This window comes from Pseudoxanthomonas sp. 134C1, from assembly GCF_057773065.1.
Genome location: NZ_JBYMTH010000002.1, coordinates 49,172 through 64,280 on the forward strand (window position 1 = coordinate 49,172; position 15,109 = coordinate 64,280).

General features: G+C 67.4%; 15 protein-coding genes. 2 read left to right on the forward strand and 13 right to left on the reverse strand.

All coding sequences use genetic code 11. The features are described 5' to 3' along the window. Position 1 precedes the first annotated feature (1 nt). The 4 genes from msbA to AC3DEZ_RS04090 all read right to left on the reverse strand — a co-directional run bounded on the left by msbA (position 2) and on the right by AC3DEZ_RS04090 (position 5,284). Complete coding sequence (msbA, locus tag AC3DEZ_RS04075) at positions 2–1,759, reverse strand: lipid A export permease/ATP-binding protein MsbA (RefSeq protein ID WP_488387092.1); 1,758 nt, start codon at positions 1,757–1,759, stop codon at positions 2–4. Next, positions 1,756–2,178 (reverse strand): ExbD/TolR family protein, encoded by a 423-nt coding sequence (locus tag AC3DEZ_RS04080; protein ID WP_488387093.1) that lies wholly within the window; start codon positions 2,176–2,178, stop codon positions 1,756–1,758. The genes msbA and AC3DEZ_RS04080 overlap by 4 nt, the downstream gene beginning before the upstream one ends. Before the next feature lie 7 nt (positions 2,179–2,185). Next, on the reverse strand, positions 2,186–2,848 hold the full coding sequence (locus AC3DEZ_RS04085) for a MotA/TolQ/ExbB proton channel family protein (RefSeq protein ID WP_488387094.1): 663 nt from the start codon (positions 2,846–2,848) through the stop codon (positions 2,186–2,188). A 63-nt stretch (positions 2,849–2,911) separates the two neighbouring features. Next, on the reverse strand, positions 2,912–5,284 hold the full coding sequence (locus AC3DEZ_RS04090; protein ID WP_488387095.1) for a DNA internalization-related competence protein ComEC/Rec2: 2,373 nt from the start codon (positions 5,282–5,284) through the stop codon (positions 2,912–2,914). Between the two features lie 484 nt (positions 5,285–5,768). Between AC3DEZ_RS04090 and AC3DEZ_RS04095 the strand changes: the two genes are divergently transcribed. Next, entirely contained in the window at positions 5,769–7,889 is a 2,121-nt protein-coding gene (locus AC3DEZ_RS04095; RefSeq protein ID WP_488387096.1) for a phosphocholine-specific phospholipase C, read from the forward strand. Between the two features lie 34 nt (positions 7,890–7,923). After that, complete coding sequence (locus tag AC3DEZ_RS04100) at positions 7,924–8,502, forward strand: HD domain-containing protein (protein WP_488387097.1); 579 nt, start codon at positions 7,924–7,926, stop codon at positions 8,500–8,502. Positions 8,503–8,642: 140 nt separating this feature from the next. Here the strand turns inward: AC3DEZ_RS04100 and lolD are convergent, their stop codons facing one another. From lolD to sdhC, 9 genes are read right to left on the reverse strand one after another with little or no spacing between them, the layout of a single operon-like run. Then, positions 8,643–9,353, reverse strand: a complete 711-nt coding sequence (lolD, locus tag AC3DEZ_RS04105) for a lipoprotein-releasing ABC transporter ATP-binding protein LolD (RefSeq protein ID WP_488387565.1) — start codon at positions 9,351–9,353, stop codon at positions 8,643–8,645. A gap of 7 nt (positions 9,354–9,360) precedes the next feature. Next, positions 9,361–10,608 carry a lipoprotein-releasing ABC transporter permease subunit gene (locus AC3DEZ_RS04110; protein WP_488387098.1) on the reverse strand — a complete coding sequence of 416 codons (1,248 nt, stop codon included), beginning with the start codon at positions 10,606–10,608 and terminating at the stop codon, positions 9,361–9,363. A 4-nt stretch (positions 10,609–10,612) separates the two neighbouring features. Then, a complete protein-coding gene (locus AC3DEZ_RS04115) occupies positions 10,613–11,062 on the reverse strand; it encodes a protein YgfX (protein WP_488387099.1) in 450 nt (149 codons plus the stop codon). After that, entirely contained in the window at positions 11,013–11,264 is a 252-nt protein-coding gene (locus AC3DEZ_RS04120) for an FAD assembly factor SdhE (RefSeq protein ID WP_447101854.1), read from the reverse strand. Before AC3DEZ_RS04120 ends, AC3DEZ_RS04115 begins: the two co-directional genes overlap by 50 nt. Further along, positions 11,261–11,692: an MAPEG family protein gene (locus AC3DEZ_RS04125; protein WP_488387100.1), complete on the reverse strand. Its 432-nt coding sequence runs from the start codon at positions 11,690–11,692 to the stop codon at positions 11,261–11,263. Before AC3DEZ_RS04125 ends, AC3DEZ_RS04120 begins: the two co-directional genes overlap by 4 nt. Before the next feature lie 4 nt (positions 11,693–11,696). After that, positions 11,697–12,479, reverse strand: coding sequence for a succinate dehydrogenase iron-sulfur subunit (locus AC3DEZ_RS04130; RefSeq protein WP_488387101.1), 783 nt, complete (start codon positions 12,477–12,479; stop codon positions 11,697–11,699). 18 nt (positions 12,480–12,497) lie between these two features. Next, positions 12,498–14,288, reverse strand: a complete 1,791-nt coding sequence (gene sdhA, locus AC3DEZ_RS04135) for a succinate dehydrogenase flavoprotein subunit (RefSeq protein ID WP_488387102.1) — start codon at positions 14,286–14,288, stop codon at positions 12,498–12,500. Positions 14,289–14,292: 4 nt separating this feature from the next. Continuing rightward, complete coding sequence (gene sdhD / locus AC3DEZ_RS04140; protein WP_447101850.1) at positions 14,293–14,676, reverse strand: succinate dehydrogenase, hydrophobic membrane anchor protein; 384 nt, start codon at positions 14,674–14,676, stop codon at positions 14,293–14,295. Next, on the reverse strand, positions 14,673–15,065 hold the full coding sequence (sdhC, locus tag AC3DEZ_RS04145; protein WP_488387103.1) for a succinate dehydrogenase, cytochrome b556 subunit: 393 nt from the start codon (positions 15,063–15,065) through the stop codon (positions 14,673–14,675). Before sdhC ends, sdhD begins: the two co-directional genes overlap by 4 nt. Positions 15,066–15,109 lie beyond the last annotated feature (44 nt).

Consider the following 15,109-nt stretch of genomic DNA (forward strand, 5'->3'; position numbering starts at 1 on the left):
CTCACTCGCCGTCGCCTTCCCTGAACTGCATGCGATGCAGATGGGCGTAAAGGCCGTCACGGGCCAGCAGCTCGGCGTGGGTGCCCTGCTCGACCAGACGCCCCTGATCCAGCACCAGCACCTGATCGGCATGCTCGATGGTGGACAGGCGGTGCGCGATCACCAGCGTGGTCCGATCCGGCATCAGCTTCTGCAGGGCGTTCTGCACCAGCCGCTCGGATTCGTTGTCCAGCGCGGCGGTCGCCTCGTCCAGGATCAGGATCGGCGCGTCCTTCAGCATCGCCCGCGCAATCGCCAGGCGTTGGCGCTGGCCACCCGACAGGCGGCCGCCCTTGGCGCCCACCTGGGCCTGCAGGCCTTCCGGCAATTCGCGCACGAACTCCATCGCATTGGCGCCTTCCACTGCCTGCACCAGCGCGGCTTCCGGCATGTCCTCCATCTCGCCGAACGCCACGTTCGCGGCGACCGTGCCGTCGAACAGCATCACCTGCTGGCCGACCAGCGCGATCTGGCGCCGCAGATCCGCGAGCGGATACTCCTGCACGGGATGCCCATCGACCAGGATCCGGCCGGCTTCGGGTTCATAGAAGCGCGGAATCAGCTTGATCAGGCTGGACTTGCCACTGCCGGACCGGCCAACGATGGCGGTGACGGTGCCCGGGCGGGCGACGAAACTGATATTGCTCAGCGCGGGCCTGACCTGGCCGGGATATCGGGCGGTCACATCGCGGAACTCGATGAGCCCCTGTGCGCGCTCGAGCGGACGGGCGCCGGCATCGACCTCGTCGGGTGCGTCCAGCACCGAGAACAGGCGCTCGGCCGAGGCCACGCCGCGCTGGGTCATGTTCTGCACGTTGGTCAGCTGCTTGAGCGCCGGAATGATGGCAATCATCGACACCATCAGCGACACGAAGCCGCCTGCGGTCAGACGCCCCTGCATGGCCTGGTAGCCGGCCACGACCAGCAGCAGCGACAGGCCGACCGCGCCCATCATCTGGACCAGCGCCGAGGACACGCCGCGCGTGGCCTCGACCTTCATCGCCAGGCGCAGGTTGTTGTCGGCCAGCTTGCGATAGCGCTCCATCTCGCTGCCCTGTGCGCCGTAGACCTTGACCTCCTGCTGGCTGCTCAGGGTCTGATCCGCCGCCTGCAGCAACTGCGCGCCACTCTCCTGGATGCGGTGGCTGATCCTGCGGTAGCGCCGTGCCACCTTGTCCATCACCCAGGCCAGAGGGGGGCCCAGCAACAGGATCGCCAGCGTCACCTGCCAGCTGTTGTGGAACATCACCGCCAGCATGGCGATGATCTGGAAGGATTGCTGCAGCACCACCTTGGTCGCATCCACCGCCGCCTGCGCAATCTGGTCGCAGTCGGAACCGAGCCGGACCAACATCGAGGGAACCGGCTCGCTGTCGAAGCGCATGCCCGGCAGGCGCAGGTATTTGCCCAGCACCGCCACGCGCATGTCGCGGGCGATGCTGCGCGCGGACTTGCCCATGCTCATGTCGGTGAGGAAGCCCGCCAGGCCGCGGACCAGGAACAAGCCGACGATGGCGAACGGCAACGTCAGGTCCATGCGGGCGTTGCGGGCGACGAAGGTGCCGTCCACCACCGGTTTCATCAGATAGCTGAAGGCGCCGCTGGCCGCCGCTTCGATCAGCATGCCCAGCAGCGCCAGCAGCAACAGCGCGCGATAGGGTTTGGCCAGGCGGATCAGCCGGCGATAGGTCTGCCAGGCGGAGACGGGTTGCGCGCTCACCGCTTCACCTCCGGCGCGGTGGCGATCTGGATCGTGCGGAAGCCGGATTGCGCCAGCGCGTCGTAGGCCGTCACCACCGCCTGGTGCGGCGTGCGCGCGTCGGCGCGCAACAGCACCGGGCGCTGGCGATCCGCGCCGGCCACCTGGGCGATGGTCTGCTTGAGCGCATCCACGTCGGTGCGCAGGACCTCATGCTCGTCCACGAAGTAGTGGCCGTCGGCATTGACCAGCACGCTCAGGGTCTTGGCCTGGGCCGCCACCGGCTCGCCCTTCGCGCTCGGCAACTGCAATTGCAGCATCGAGCGCGAGTCGAAGGTCGTGGTGATGACGAAGAAGATGATCAGCACCAGGATGACGTCGATCAACGGCACCAGGTTGATCTCCGGCTCCTCGTGGGCGCGGTCGTCGCGAATCCTCATGCGGGGCTCAGGCGCCAACCGCCGCGGTGGCGGGAGCGGACACGGGACGCGCGCCCGCCGGCCTCGGTTGCCGTGCGTCCAGCGCATCGAGCAACTGCATGGCCTCCTTCTCCATTTCCACCACGTAGCCGTTGATGCGGCCGCGGAAATAGCGGTGCGCCATCAGCGCCGGAATCGCCACGATCATGCCGGTGGCGGCGCACACCAGCGCCTTGCCGATGCCTCCGGCCAGTTGGTTGACGTCGCCGACGCCGCTGTCCTGGATGCCCAGGAACATCTGGATCATGCCGACCACCGTGCCCAGCAGGCCCAGCAGCGGGCCGGCCGAGGCGATGCTGCCCAGCGCGTTGAGGAATTTCTCCATCCGGTGCACCACGTGGCGGCCGGTGTCCTCGATGCGTTCGCGGATCTGATCGCGCGGGCGATTGCGGACCTCCAGCGCGGCGGCCAGCAGTTCGCCCAGCGGCGAGGTTCGGCGCAGGGATTCGATGTGGGCCGGCTCGAGCTGCCCGCGCACCGCCCAGTTGCGGACTTCCTCGCCCAGGCCGGGGGGCATGATTTCCTTGCGCCGCAGGGTCCAGAAACGTTCCACCACGATCGCCAGCGCCAGCACCGTCAGCAGCAGCAGGGGGATCATCGGCCAGCCGCCGGCCTTGACCAGTTCAAGCACGTTCAGTCCTCGGACCCCGAAGGGCCGTCTCATCAATGGGCGATAGGATAGCCCACGCGCCCCTCAGCGCCGCGCCGCGTCCCATAGCCTTGGCCGGGCGTGACGCCGTTCACGCAGTGACAGCCCGTCCTGCGATACCCACACCTGCACCGCCCCGTTGCCGGCGGTATCGACCACCTCGGCCCCGGCGGCTTGCCAGCGCGCGACCACCTGCGGCTTGGGGTGGCCGAAACGGTTGCGGTACCCGCTCGACACCAGCAGCAGGCGGGCGCCGGTGGCGGTGACGAAACGGGGATCCGACGAGCCCGCGCTGCCATGGTGCGGCGCGAACACCACCTCGGCACGAAGTTCCGCCGGGAACTGCCGGACCAGTTGGCGCTCGATCACCTCGCCGATGTCCCCGGTCAGCAGGGCGGCGCCGTGCGCGGTCTCGACCCGCAGCACGCAACTGGATTCATTGCCGAGATTGGGAAAATGCAGATGCGGGTGCAGGAAACGAAAACGCACACCGTCCCACTCCCAGGTCTCGCCGGCCAGGCAGTCGCGTACTTCCAGCCGCCCGCGCGCTGCCTGCGCCGCGGGCAGCGCGGCCTGGACCGCCACGGTCTGCCCGGGCGGTGCCTGGGCAAGCCCCGCGGGCAAGGCGCGCAGGACACTCGCCAGCCCCCCCACATGATCGTTGTCGTCATGGCTCACCACGACCCGATCCAGGCGCGTCACACCCCACGCATGCAATGCCGGCACGACCGCCCGTTCGCCGGCATCGAAGCCCCCACGCATCGCCGGCCCCATGTCGTACAGCAATGCATGCCGCGACGTCCTGACCAGCACCGACAACCCCTGGCCGACGTCGATCATCGCCAGTTCGACCTCCCCCCGTCGCGGCAACCCACGATCCGGCCACAGCAGCGGCAGCCACAACAGGAGCGCCAGTGGTTTGCCCGGCACGCCGCGTGGAAGCAGGATCCAGAAGGCGCCGGACAACGCCATCGCCACCGCCCAGGGGGCCGCCTCCGGCAACCACCACAGGGAAAAGCGGGCGTCCGCGAGCCAGCGAAACCCCGGCCAGGTCAGGTCGAAACAGGCCGCGGCCCATCGCCACGGCCACGCGCCCGCACCGGGAATCAGCGCTTCGGCGGCGGTCCCCAGCAGCGAAAGCGGAACCACCACCAGGCTCCACCACGGAATCGCGACCAGGTTCGCCAGCGGGCCGGCCAACGATGCCTGATCGAACAGGACCACGGTCAATGGCAGCAGGCCCACCGTCGCCACGGCCTGCGCGGACAGGAAACCGCGCAGCCAATGCTGGGTACCCGTTGCCGGCAGGCACCAGGCGAGCCAGGCCACCCCACCGAAACTCAACCAGAATCCGGCTGCCAGCGGCGACAGTGGATCGAAGAGCAGTACCGCAATCAGCGCCAGAGCCAGCGTATCGGCGACCCTCGCCGGACGGCGTCCCAGGCGCGCAGCCGCCCACACCGCCATCATCAGCACGGTGCGCACGGTCGGCAGGGCGAAACCCGCCAGCACGGCATAGCCCAGGGCCGCGAGCACCGCCGCCAGGCCCATCGCCTGCGGCCGCGGCAGCCGGCGCGCCCAGCCCGGGAACAGCCGCCACACCCCGCCTGTCAGCACGGCGAACACACTGGCCACCATGCCGACGTGGAAGCCCGAGATGGCAATCAAGTGGGTCAGGCCCGTCGCGCGCAGGACATGCCAGTCATCCTGGGTCAGCCCGCGGGTGTCCCCGAGCGCCAACGCGCGCACGAAGCGGGAAGACGGCGACGCGACTTCCCGGCCGATGCGCGCGGACATCATCTCGCGCCAGGCGTCGACGCCACCGGCCGAGGACAGTAGGCGGGCACGCTCGGGATGGTGAAGGTGTCCCATGGCGCCGATCCGCTGCAGCAGCGCGTGTTTCTCGCTGTCGAAGCCACCGGGATTGCGCAGGCCGCGTGGCGCGCGCAATTTGGCCTCGAAGCGCCAGCGTTCGCCTGCGCGCAGTTTCAGCCGCGCCCCCGGTGCCTTGGCGCCATGGTCGTCGTGCCAGGACAACATGATCCGTCGTCCCCGCATCGCCGCCGCGGCGCCTTCCGCTTCCTCCACCACGAACAGGAACCGGGTGCGACGGGCCTCGTGCTGCGGCAATTCCGCGACGGTTCCCGTCAGCACCACGGGACGCCGCTCCAGATCCGGCGGAATACGCATCTCCATGGCCCAGCCCGCCTGCAATCCGGCCCAGGCGAAACCGAACAGCAGCGCGCCCACCCAGCGTCCCCGCCAGCGCCACAGCCAGCCTCCCGCGCCTGCGATGCCCAATCCCCACAGGAGCACCACCGATGGCAGCGCCGGCATGGCCAGACAGGTGCCCGCGCCCGCGAGCAATGCCACCGCGCTACCCGGCCCGAACAGCGAAGGAATACCGCTGTCCTTCATGTCATCGGTTCCCGATGCGTCTCATGACCGATCGCAGCCGTCATCGACGGAGCCTGCGGCGGCATCCATCGGTACCGGCGCGCATGCCCTGCTCCGGATCTCGCTGTTTCCGACATCCAATCGCGTCCATGCGACAGGGCTCCTTGATTCGACATCACGACACTAGATGGAACCGCGGCGGGATGACATCAGCCAACCGCCACCGCTTCCATCGGACAAGTCCGACATCCATGCGGTGATGCGAACGACGTTTCCCGGCGGGAGGAACCCGGCGGCGTATCGACCGGACTCCATTCGCAAGCGTCTGTGCATGTGCGCTTTCGAACCGGGGCGCCGGCCGGATTCAACGCATCTCCCTCCATTGACGGCGTTTCGGATGCCCGCGAGACTGCCCTGTCCCTCCCGCTCGCTCGAATGAGGCGATGGCATTCGACGTCACGTGCGTCCCGCTCAGCGCATATGCCTTCCGTCCGGTATCCATGACATGACCTCCCGCAGTCGACGCGATTTCCTCAAGCGGGCCGGCGCCGGCGCAGCCGCATCGATGGCGCTGGCCGCGTTCCCGCCGGCCATCCGTCGTGCGCTGGCGATTCCGGCCCACCATGTCACCGGCACGATCCATGACGTGCGGCATGTGGTGATCCTGATGCAGGAGAACCGCTCGTTCGATCACTATTTCGGAACGCTCCATGGCGTGCGTGGATTCGGGGATCGCTTCCCGATACCGCTGCCCGGTGATCGCACGGTCTGGCAGCAGCGCCATGCGCAGGACGGGACTTCGCGCATCGTGCTGCCTTATCACCTGGATGGCCGCAGCGGCAACGCGCAGCGCGTCGCGGGCACGCCCCACAGCTACCCCGATGCACAGGCCGCCTGGGATCTGGGGCGCATGCAGGACTGGCCCACCCACAAGCAATCGCAGTCGATGGGCCACTACACAGGCGCCGAGCTGGAATTCCAGTTCGCCCTCGCCAATGCCTTCACCCTGTGCGATGCCTATCATTGCTCGTTCCATGGCGGCACCAACACGAACCGCCTCTTTCACTGGAGCGGCACCAACGATCCCGCAGGTACGGCCGGCGGCCCCGTCATCGACAACAGCGGCGATTCATTCGATGCCGAAGGCGGCGACTACCGCTGGATCACCTATCCCGAGCGCCTGCAGACGGCCGGCGTGAGCTGGAAGGTCTACCAGAACCTGCCGGACAACTTCACCGACAATCCGCTGGCCGGATTCAGGCGCTACCGCGAAGCCAACCGCGCGCGCGGCAATCCGCCCAAAGCGACGGCCTTCCCGCCTTATCAGCTCGCCGACGACGCGGTCAGTCCGCTGTTGAAAGGCATCGGCAACACCCTGCCCGACGGAGGTTTCCTGCAGGCGCTGAAGGACGACATCGCCGCCGGCACGCTGCCGCAGGTGTCATGGATCGTGGCGCCGGCTGTATATTCGGAACATCCGGATCCCTCCAGTCCGGTGCAGGGCGGCTGGTACACCCAGGCGGTGCTGGATGCGCTGACCATGGACCCGGCGATCTGGAGCCGGACGGTACTGCTGGTCAATTTCGACGAGAACGACGGTTTCTTCGATCACGTGCCACCGCCTTGCGCGCCGGCGCATGACGTCGATGGCGGGCTCGCGGGCGCCTCCACCGTCGCCACCACCGGCGAGTACCACACCGATGGACGTCCCTACGGCCCCGGCCCTCGCGTGCCGATGTACGTGGTGTCGCCCTGGAGCCGCGGCGGCTGGGTCAATTCGCAGGTGTTCGACCATACCTCCGTGCTGCGTTTCCTGGAGGCGCGCTTCGGTGTGGCCGAATCGAACATCAGCGCCTATCGCCGTGCGATGACCGGCGATCTCACGACCGCGTTCAACTTCACCAACCCGAACGGTGAAGCGCTGCCACGCCTGCCACGGTTGCGCAAGGCGGGTGCGGATGCCCTGCGCACCGCGCAGGAGGCGTTGCCCGCGCTGACGCCACTCGCGGAAGACAAGCAGCGGCTTCCCCGGCAAGCCGCCGGCAGCCGGCCTTCCCGCGCCCTTCCCTACGAGTTGCACGTGCATGGCCACGCGCGGAGCGAGGGCACGGTGACACTGGATTTCATCAACAGCGGGCGCGCCGGCGCGGTCTTCCACGTCTACGACCGGCGGCATCTGGATCGCGTCCCGCGACGCTATGCGGTCGAAGCCGGCCGACAGCTTGTCGGTATCTGGGACACGCTGGCCGGGGATGAAGGTCGCTACGATCTTTGGGTGCTCGGGCCGAACGGATTCCATCGCCATTTCCGGGGCGACGTCCATGCGCACGCCGCCATCGAGGCGAAGGCACGCTACAACGTGGCCGCTGCGTCCCTGTCGCTGGAGGTTTCCAACGACGGTGATCATGCCGGTTCGATATCGGTCATCGCCAATGCCTACCGCGACGGGCATCCGAGGACGGTCGAACTGGCGCCCGGACAGCGCGGGCGGTGGCACTGGACACTCTCCGGACACGGTGGCTGGTACGATTTCAGCGTGACAGGCGCGGATGGTTTCCTCCGCCGCTTCGCCGGACGCCTGGAAACCGGGGCCGACGGGATCTCGGATCCGGCGATGGGCGCCTGATCTTCCCTCCACTTCCGGCTCCGCAAGAAGCGCCATGCAAGCCATCGTCGATTTCATCCTGGAAGTGGACAAACTCAAAGCGGTCACCCGCAAGATCCGCCTGCGTGACAGCGAGCGCTACGAGAATTCCGCCGAGCACAGCTGGCAACTCGCGTTGCTGGCCACTTCGCTGGCACCGCATGCGCCGGCGGGAATCGACATGGATCGCGTCGTCCGCATGCTGCTGGTGCATGACATCGGCGAAATCGATACCGGCGACACCATGGCCTTCGTGGAAGACGGCTGGGAACAGCGCAAGGCGGCGGAACTGGCCGCGGTCCGGCGCATCTTTGGACTGCTGCCCGCATCGGAGGGCAATCCGCTGCTTGCGCTGTGGCAGGAATTCGAGGAGGCGCGGACACCGGAAGCGGTATTCGCCAATGCGGTGGACCGGGCCATGCCCGTGCTGCTGAATCTGGCCAATCAGGGCCAGAGCTGGCGCGAGAACGGGATCAGTCACGAGCGTGTGATGCGGCGGGTCGGTCCGTCGATCGAGGCCGGATGCCCGGCCCTGTGGCGCTATCTGGAAGACCGGCTGGCGCAAGCGCGTGAGCGGGAGTTTTTCGGCGCCTGAGGCGGGATCCGGCCCGCAGGCGGCCACCGCTGTCCGTGGAAATCGGCAGGACGCCAGATTGCCGGGCAAGAGCTCCGGAAACCTCTTTCTTCGTTTCCGTGCGCTCGGCGGGCGCACCAGGGCGGAGCGCCGCTCTGCGGTCAGACGTCGGCGTGGGCAAGCTGGCGCAGCTTGCCTTCGTGCAGTTCCAGCACCCTGTCCAGACGCCGCGCCAGCCGGCGATCGTGGGTGACCAGCACCAGGCTGGTCTTCTGGGCGCGATTGAGGCCGAGCATCAGGTCGAACACGGTCGCGGCCGTCTTCTCGTCCAGGTTGCCCGTGGGTTCGTCGCCCAGTACGCAGGCCGGCTGGTTCACCAACGCGCGCGCGACGGCGGCACGCTGGCGCTCGCCACCGGACAGTTCGCCCGGCTTGTGCTCGATGCGATGGCCCAGGCCGACCGACTCCAGCAGCTCCCGTGCCCGCTGGCGCGCCGAAGCCGCGTCGGCGCCACCCAGCATCACCGGCATCATGACGTTCTCCAGCGCGGTGAACTCCGGCAGCAGGTGATGGAACTGGTAGACGAAGCCAAGCGCGCGGTTGCGCAACTGGCCGCGCGCGGCATCCGAGAGCGTGGACATTTTCTGTCCCGCGACGTACACCTCGCCCGCGGTGGGTGTATCCAGCCCGCCGAGCAGATGCAGCAATGTGCTCTTGCCGGCGCCGGAAGCGCCCACGATGGCGACGGTCTCGCCCGGGTGTACGGCCAGCTCCAGGCCGTCGAACACCGGCGTGCGCATCTTTCCTTCGGCGTAGGTCTTGCCCAGATGATCGGCGCGGATGACGGTGCCGTCGGCACTCGGGGTCGCCATGGCTTTGTCATTCATAGCGCAGGGCCTCCGCCGGTTGGGTCCGGGCCGCGCGCCAGGCCGGGTACAGCGTGGCCAGGAAGCTCATCACCAGCGCCACGCAGGCGATGGTGGTCACGTCGCTGGGCTGCAGGTCATACGGCAGACCGGTGATGTAGTAGACATCCGGCGGCAGCAGGGTCACGTTGAACACCTTCTCGATGAGATCGAGGATGCGCTCCAGGTTCATGGTCAGGGTGATGCCACCGATGACGCCGGCCACCGTGCCGATGATGCCGATCAGCGAACCCTGCACCATGAACACCTGCATCACCCCGCGCGGGGTCAGGCCCAGGGTGCGCAGGATGGCGATGTCGGCCTGCTTGTCGGTCACCAGCATCACCTGCGAATTCACCAGCGAGAACGCGCCCATCAGGATGATCAGGGACAGCAGGATGCCCATCACCGTCTTTTCCATCTTCAGCGAGTGGTAGAGGTTGGCGTTCTGGCTCATCCAGTCGCTGACCCGGTAGACGTGTCCCAGCCGGTAGACCAGATCACGCGCCACGGTCATCGCCTGGTCCATGTCGTGCAGTTTCAGGCGCACGCCGGTCACGCCATCACCCATCCTCAGCACCCGCTGCAGATCGGCCATGTGCACCACCGCCAGGTTGCGATCGATGTCGTTGTGGCCCACCGCGAACGTGCCGGACACGGTGAAGCGCTTGATTTTCGGCATCGCCCCCATCGGCGTGCCCTGGAAATTGCCGGCGGTGACCACCACGCTGTCGCCCATGCCCACCCGCAGCCAGGCCGCCAGTTCCTGGCCCAGCAGGATGTTGAACTCGCCCGGCTGCAGCGATTCCAGCCGGCCGGTTTTCATCTTGTCGCCCAACACCGAGACCTTGCGTTCCTCCGAAGGCACGATGCCCTGCACCAGCGCCCCTTGCGGGTCGGCGTTGCCGGAGAGCATGGCTTGCACGTCGACATAGGGCGCGGCGCCGGCCACGCGCGGATCCTGCATCGCCACCTTCACCGCGTGCGGCCAGTCCTGCATGTCCTCGCCCGCGCCGGCGACGGTCGCGTGCGCGGTCGCCTGCAGCAATCGATCGCGGATTTCCCGCTGGAACCCGTTCATCACCGAAAGCGTGGTGATGAGCACCGCCACGCCCAGCGCGATGCCGATGATGGAAGCCAGCGAAATGAAGGAAATGAAACCGTTGCGGCGCTTGGCGCGGAGATAGCGCAGGCCGATGGCGACGGGGACGGGTTTGAACATCGGTCTATGGTGCCATCGGCCGGCGGTCACGCGAAGCGTCATCGATGCCCGCGGCCAGCCGCAGTTCACGCCGGGCCACCGCCGGCAGGGTATCGGGCCACCAGCCCAGGCGGTGACGGGCACCTTTCCGGTCCCGCCAGTGGAGGACCGCGAGCGGCCCGCGCCAGACCAGCCTCGGCTCATGCACCGGCAAGCCATCGACGGTCACCCGTCCGTTGGCCGGGAAAATCCAGACGCAGGAGGGCCTCGCGGCTTCGCGCCTGGCCTGGCGAAAACCCTGCAGCGCGGCGGCCACCGCCAGCAGCCAAGCGGGAACACGCGGCATCTCGCTCGCCAGCACGGCCCAGGCGGCCGCCATGCCCAGCAGGATCAGCGCGCCACACAGCAGGCGCGAGGGACGCCAGTCAAGCCGGCAAGGCGCGGATACGCTGGATGAGTGCGGCGAGTTCGCCATCCGGACACTGCTCGTAGCCCATGAACCAGCGCCAGAGCTTATCGTCCTCGCAGTCGAGCAGCCGTAGGAAAACGCCGCGCTCGGCATCGGAGGACGCCGGCCAGTCGCGATCGAGATGGCGTTCGAACAATTGATCCAGTTCGCGCATGCCGCGCCGGCAACGCCAGCGGACGCGCTTGAGTTCTATTTCTTGCGGGTTCATGCCAACCAGAGCAGCCAGGCCATGCGCGCCCAGAATGCCATCAGGACCAGCGTCGCCAGGGCGTAGGCGGCGAAACGGGTCATCACGTGGTTCAACGTGCACTGCACGGCGCTGTGCACCACGCGCAGTCCGACGAACGACCAGGCCAGCGTCAGCAATGCGCGGTCATCGATGCCGGCCTGTGCCGCCAGCAACACGCCCGCGTAGAACAGCACGGGCACTTCGAACAGATTGCGGAAATTGTCCGAAGCGCGGGTATCGGCCAGCAGGCGTCCCGCCTCGGCGGAACTGGCCAGCGCCTGGGCGTCGATGCGCTTGCGCGCCATTTCCCCCAGCCGCAAATGGTACAGGCGGACCCAGACCAGAAAGGTCAGTCCCGCCATCGCCACCGCGGGCCAGAGGATCGCAGCGGCGTGCGGCGTGCCCATGGCGTCAGGCGCGCCGCTCCATCATCAGCTTCTTGATTTCCGCGATCGCCAGCGCCGGATTCAGGCCCTTCGGGCAGGTCCGCGCGCAGTTCATGATGGTGTGGCAGCGGTACAGCTTGAACGGATCTTCCAGATCGTCCAGGCGCGTACCGGTGTCCTCGTCACGCGAATCGATGATCCAGCGGTAGGCCTGCAGCAGGATCGCCGGACCCAGGTAGCGTTCGCCATTCCACCAGTAGCTCGGGCAACTGGTCGAGCAGCATGCGCACAGGATGCACTCGTACAGGCCGTCCAGCTTCTTGCGATCTTCCGGCGACTGCAGGCGTTCGCGATCCGGCGGCGCCGGGGTCTGGGTGCGGATCCACGGCTTGATCGAGGCGTACTGGGCGTAGAAGTGGGTCAGGTCCGGAACCAGGTCCTTGACCACGTCCATGTGCGGCAGCGGGTAGATCGGCACCTCGGCCTTCTTGCAGTCGCTGATGGCGCGCGTGCAGGCCAGCGTGTTGGTGCCGTCGATGTTCATCGCGCACGAACCGCAGATGCCTTCGCGGCAGGAGCGGCGGAAGGTCAGCGTGGGGTCGATCTCGTTCTTGATCTTGATCAGCGCGTCCAGGACCATCGGGCCGCAGGCCGCCAGATCCACCTCGTAGGTGTCCAGGCGCGGGTTCTGCCCGTCTTCCGGATTCCAGCGGTAGACCTTGAAGGTGCGCGGGTTCTTGGCGCCCTGGGCGGGGAAATGCCTGCCCTTCTGGACGCGCGAGTTCTTCGGGAGTGCGAATTCGGCCATGACTCAGTTCTCTCCCGATCAGTAAACGCGCGGCTTCGGCGGCACCACGTCGACGTCATCGGTCAACGTGTACATGTGCACCGGGCGGAAATCGAAATTGCACTTGCCCTGCTCGTCGACGCTGACCAGGGTGTGCTTCTGCCAGTTGACGTCGTCGCGCTCGGGGTAGTCCTCGTGCGCATGCGCGCCGCGGCTCTCGTGGCGCTGCTCGGCCGAGTTGATGGTCGCCACCGCGTTGAGCAGCAGGTTGTGCAGTTCGTAGGTCTCGATCAGGTCCGAGTTCCAGACCAGCGAGCGGTCGCTCACCTTCACGTCCTCGAAGGACTTGAAGATGTCGGTCATCTTGTCGCAGCCCTCCTTCAGCGTCTTGCTGGTGCGGAACACCGCCGCATCGGCCTGCATGGTGCGCTGCATGCGATCGCGGATGACCGCGGTCGGCGTGTCGCCATTGGCATTGCGCAGCTTGTCCAGGTGCGAGAGCGCCTTGTCGCAGGCGTCGCCGGCCAGCGGCTTGTGCGAGGCGCCCGGCGTGATGGTCGTGGCGCAGCGGTTGGCCACCGCGCGGCCGAACACCACCAGATCCAGCAGCGAGTTCGAGCCCAGGCGGTTGGCGCCGTGCACCGACACGCAGGCGGCTTCGCCGATCGCGTACAGGCCCGGAACCACCGCATCGGGGTTGTCGCCGACCTTGCGCACCACTTCGCCGTGGTAGTTGGTCGGGATGCCGCCCATGTTGTAGTGCACGGTCGGGATGACCGGAATCGGCTGCTTGGTCACGTCCACGCCGGCGAAGATGTGGGCGCTCTCGGCGATGCCGGGCAGCTTCTCGTTGATGACTTCCGGTCCCAGGTGGGTCAGGTCGAGCAGGATGTGATCCTTGTGCTCGCCGACGCCGCGGCCTTCGCGGATTTCGATGGTCATCGAGCGCGACACTACGTCGCGCGAGGCCAGGTCCTTGTAGTGCGGGGCATAGCGCTCCATGAAGCGCTCGCCGTTGCTGTTGCGCAGGATGCCGCCTTCGCCGCGCACGCCTTCGGTGATCAGGCAGCCGGCGCCGTAGATGCCGGTCGGATGGAACTGCACGAACTCCATGTCCTGCATCGGCAGGCCGGCGCGCATCACCAGGCCGCCGCCGTCACCGGTACAGGTGTGGGCGGAGGTGGCGCTGAAGTAGGCGCGGCCGTAGCCGCCGGTGGCCAGCACCACGCCGTGGGCGCGGAACAGGTGCAGCGAGCCCTCGGCCATGTCCAGCGCGAGCACGCCGCGGCAGGCGCCCTCCTCGTCGAAGATCAGGTCCAGCGCGAAGTATTCGATCATGAAGCGCGCGTCGTGCTTCAGCGACTGCTGGTACAGGGTGTGCAGCATCGCGTGGCCGGTGCGGTCGGCCGCGGCGCAGGTACGCTGGGCCGGCGGGCCCTCGCCGTAACGGGTGGTCATGCCGCCGAACGGACGCTGGTAGATCTTGCCTTCCTCGGTGCGGCTGAACGGGACGCCGTAGTGCTCCAGCTCGATGATCGCCGGGATCGCCTCGCGGCACATGTACTCGATGGCATCCTGGTCGCCCAGCCAGTCCGAACCCTTGATGGTGTCGTAGAAGTGGTAGCGCCAGTCGTCCTCGCCCATGTTGCCGAGCGCGGCGGATATGCCGCCCTGCGCGGCCACGGTGTGAGAACGGGTCGGGAAGACCTTGGTCAGACAGACCGTCTGCAGGCCCTTGGCGGCCAGGCCGAAGGTCGCGCGCAGGCCGGCGCCGCCGGCGCCCACCACGACCATGTCGTACTTGTGTTCGGTGATCTTGTAAGCGGACATTTGGTCAATTCCCCAGCGCGATGCGGGCCACCGCGAAAACACTGATGATGGCGCCGAGCACGGCGATGAAGCGCACCGCGGTCTGGACCACCAGGGCCAGCAGCGAGTGGTGGACGTAGTCTTCCAGCACGACCTGCAGGCCGAGCTGCGCATGCCAGAACATGGCAATCAGGAAACCCACCAGCAGCACCGCGTTCCAGGGACGCGACACCGCTTCCGTGGCGGTGACGTAGTCGGCGCCGATCAGGCTGATCACGAACACCAGAAACCAGATGCCCAGCAGGATCAGCGCGGTGGCGGTCAGCCGCTGATTGACGAAATGCGCGGTGCCGGTCTTGGCCGAGCCCAGGCCGCGTACGTTCTTCAGCGGAGTACGGAAGCGGCTCATGCGGCACCTCCCCACAGCGCGCAGGCCCAGACCAGGGCGGTGATCAGCAGGCTGCCCAGCACCGACAGCCAGCTGCTGCGGATGAAGGCGGGAATGCTGTAGCCGATGGCGAAGTCCTGCACCACGTGGCGGATGCCGTTGCACAGGTGGTAGGCGAACGCCCAGGTCCAGGCGACCAGGAACGCCTTGCCGTACCAGGCGCCGGCGATGTCGGTGAAGCAGTTCCACGATTCCGGTCCCAGCATCAGCGCCATCAGGCCGGCGGCAATCACCAGCGCGCCCAGGGCCAGGAAGATGCCGGTCCCCCGGTGCAGGATGGAGGTCACCATCTGGATCTGCCAGCGGTAGACCTGCAGATGGGGGGAAAGCGGACGTTGGTGTGTCGCCATTCGCTGACTCTTTCTCGGCTGGGCGGTCAATTCGACCGCGTTGG

Bases quoted from the DNA above. Each gene is read 5' to 3' on its own strand.
- AC3DEZ_RS04080 (WP_488387093.1), bottom strand. From the start codon at position 2,178: ATGAGGATTCGCGACGACCGCGCCCACGAGGAGCCGGAGATCAACCTG.
- AC3DEZ_RS04090 (WP_488387095.1), bottom strand. From the start codon at position 5,284: ATGAAGGACAGCGGTATTCCTTCGCTGTTCGGGCCGGGTAGCGCGGTG.
- AC3DEZ_RS04095 (WP_488387096.1), top strand. From the start codon at position 5,769: ATGACCTCCCGCAGTCGACGCGATTTCCTCAAGCGGGCCGGCGCCGGC.
- AC3DEZ_RS04100 (WP_488387097.1), top strand. From the start codon at position 7,924: ATGCAAGCCATCGTCGATTTCATCCTGGAAGTGGACAAACTCAAAGCG.
- lolD (WP_488387565.1), bottom strand. From the start codon at position 9,353: ATGGCGACCCCGAGTGCCGACGGCACCGTCATCCGCGCCGATCATCTG.
- AC3DEZ_RS04110 (WP_488387098.1), bottom strand. From the start codon at position 10,608: ATGTTCAAACCCGTCCCCGTCGCCATCGGCCTGCGCTATCTCCGCGCC.
- AC3DEZ_RS04115 (WP_488387099.1), bottom strand. From the start codon at position 11,062: ATGGCGAACTCGCCGCACTCATCCAGCGTATCCGCGCCTTGCCGGCTT.
- AC3DEZ_RS04120 (WP_447101854.1), bottom strand. From the start codon at position 11,264: ATGAACCCGCAAGAAATAGAACTCAAGCGCGTCCGCTGGCGTTGCCGG.
- AC3DEZ_RS04125 (WP_488387100.1), bottom strand. From the start codon at position 11,692: ATGGGCACGCCGCACGCCGCTGCGATCCTCTGGCCCGCGGTGGCGATG.
- AC3DEZ_RS04130 (WP_488387101.1), bottom strand. From the start codon at position 12,479: ATGGCCGAATTCGCACTCCCGAAGAACTCGCGCGTCCAGAAGGGCAGG.
- sdhA (WP_488387102.1), bottom strand. From the start codon at position 14,288: ATGTCCGCTTACAAGATCACCGAACACAAGTACGACATGGTCGTGGTG.
- sdhD (WP_447101850.1), bottom strand. From the start codon at position 14,676: ATGAGCCGCTTCCGTACTCCGCTGAAGAACGTACGCGGCCTGGGCTCG.
- sdhC (WP_488387103.1), bottom strand. From the start codon at position 15,065: ATGGCGACACACCAACGTCCGCTTTCCCCCCATCTGCAGGTCTACCGC.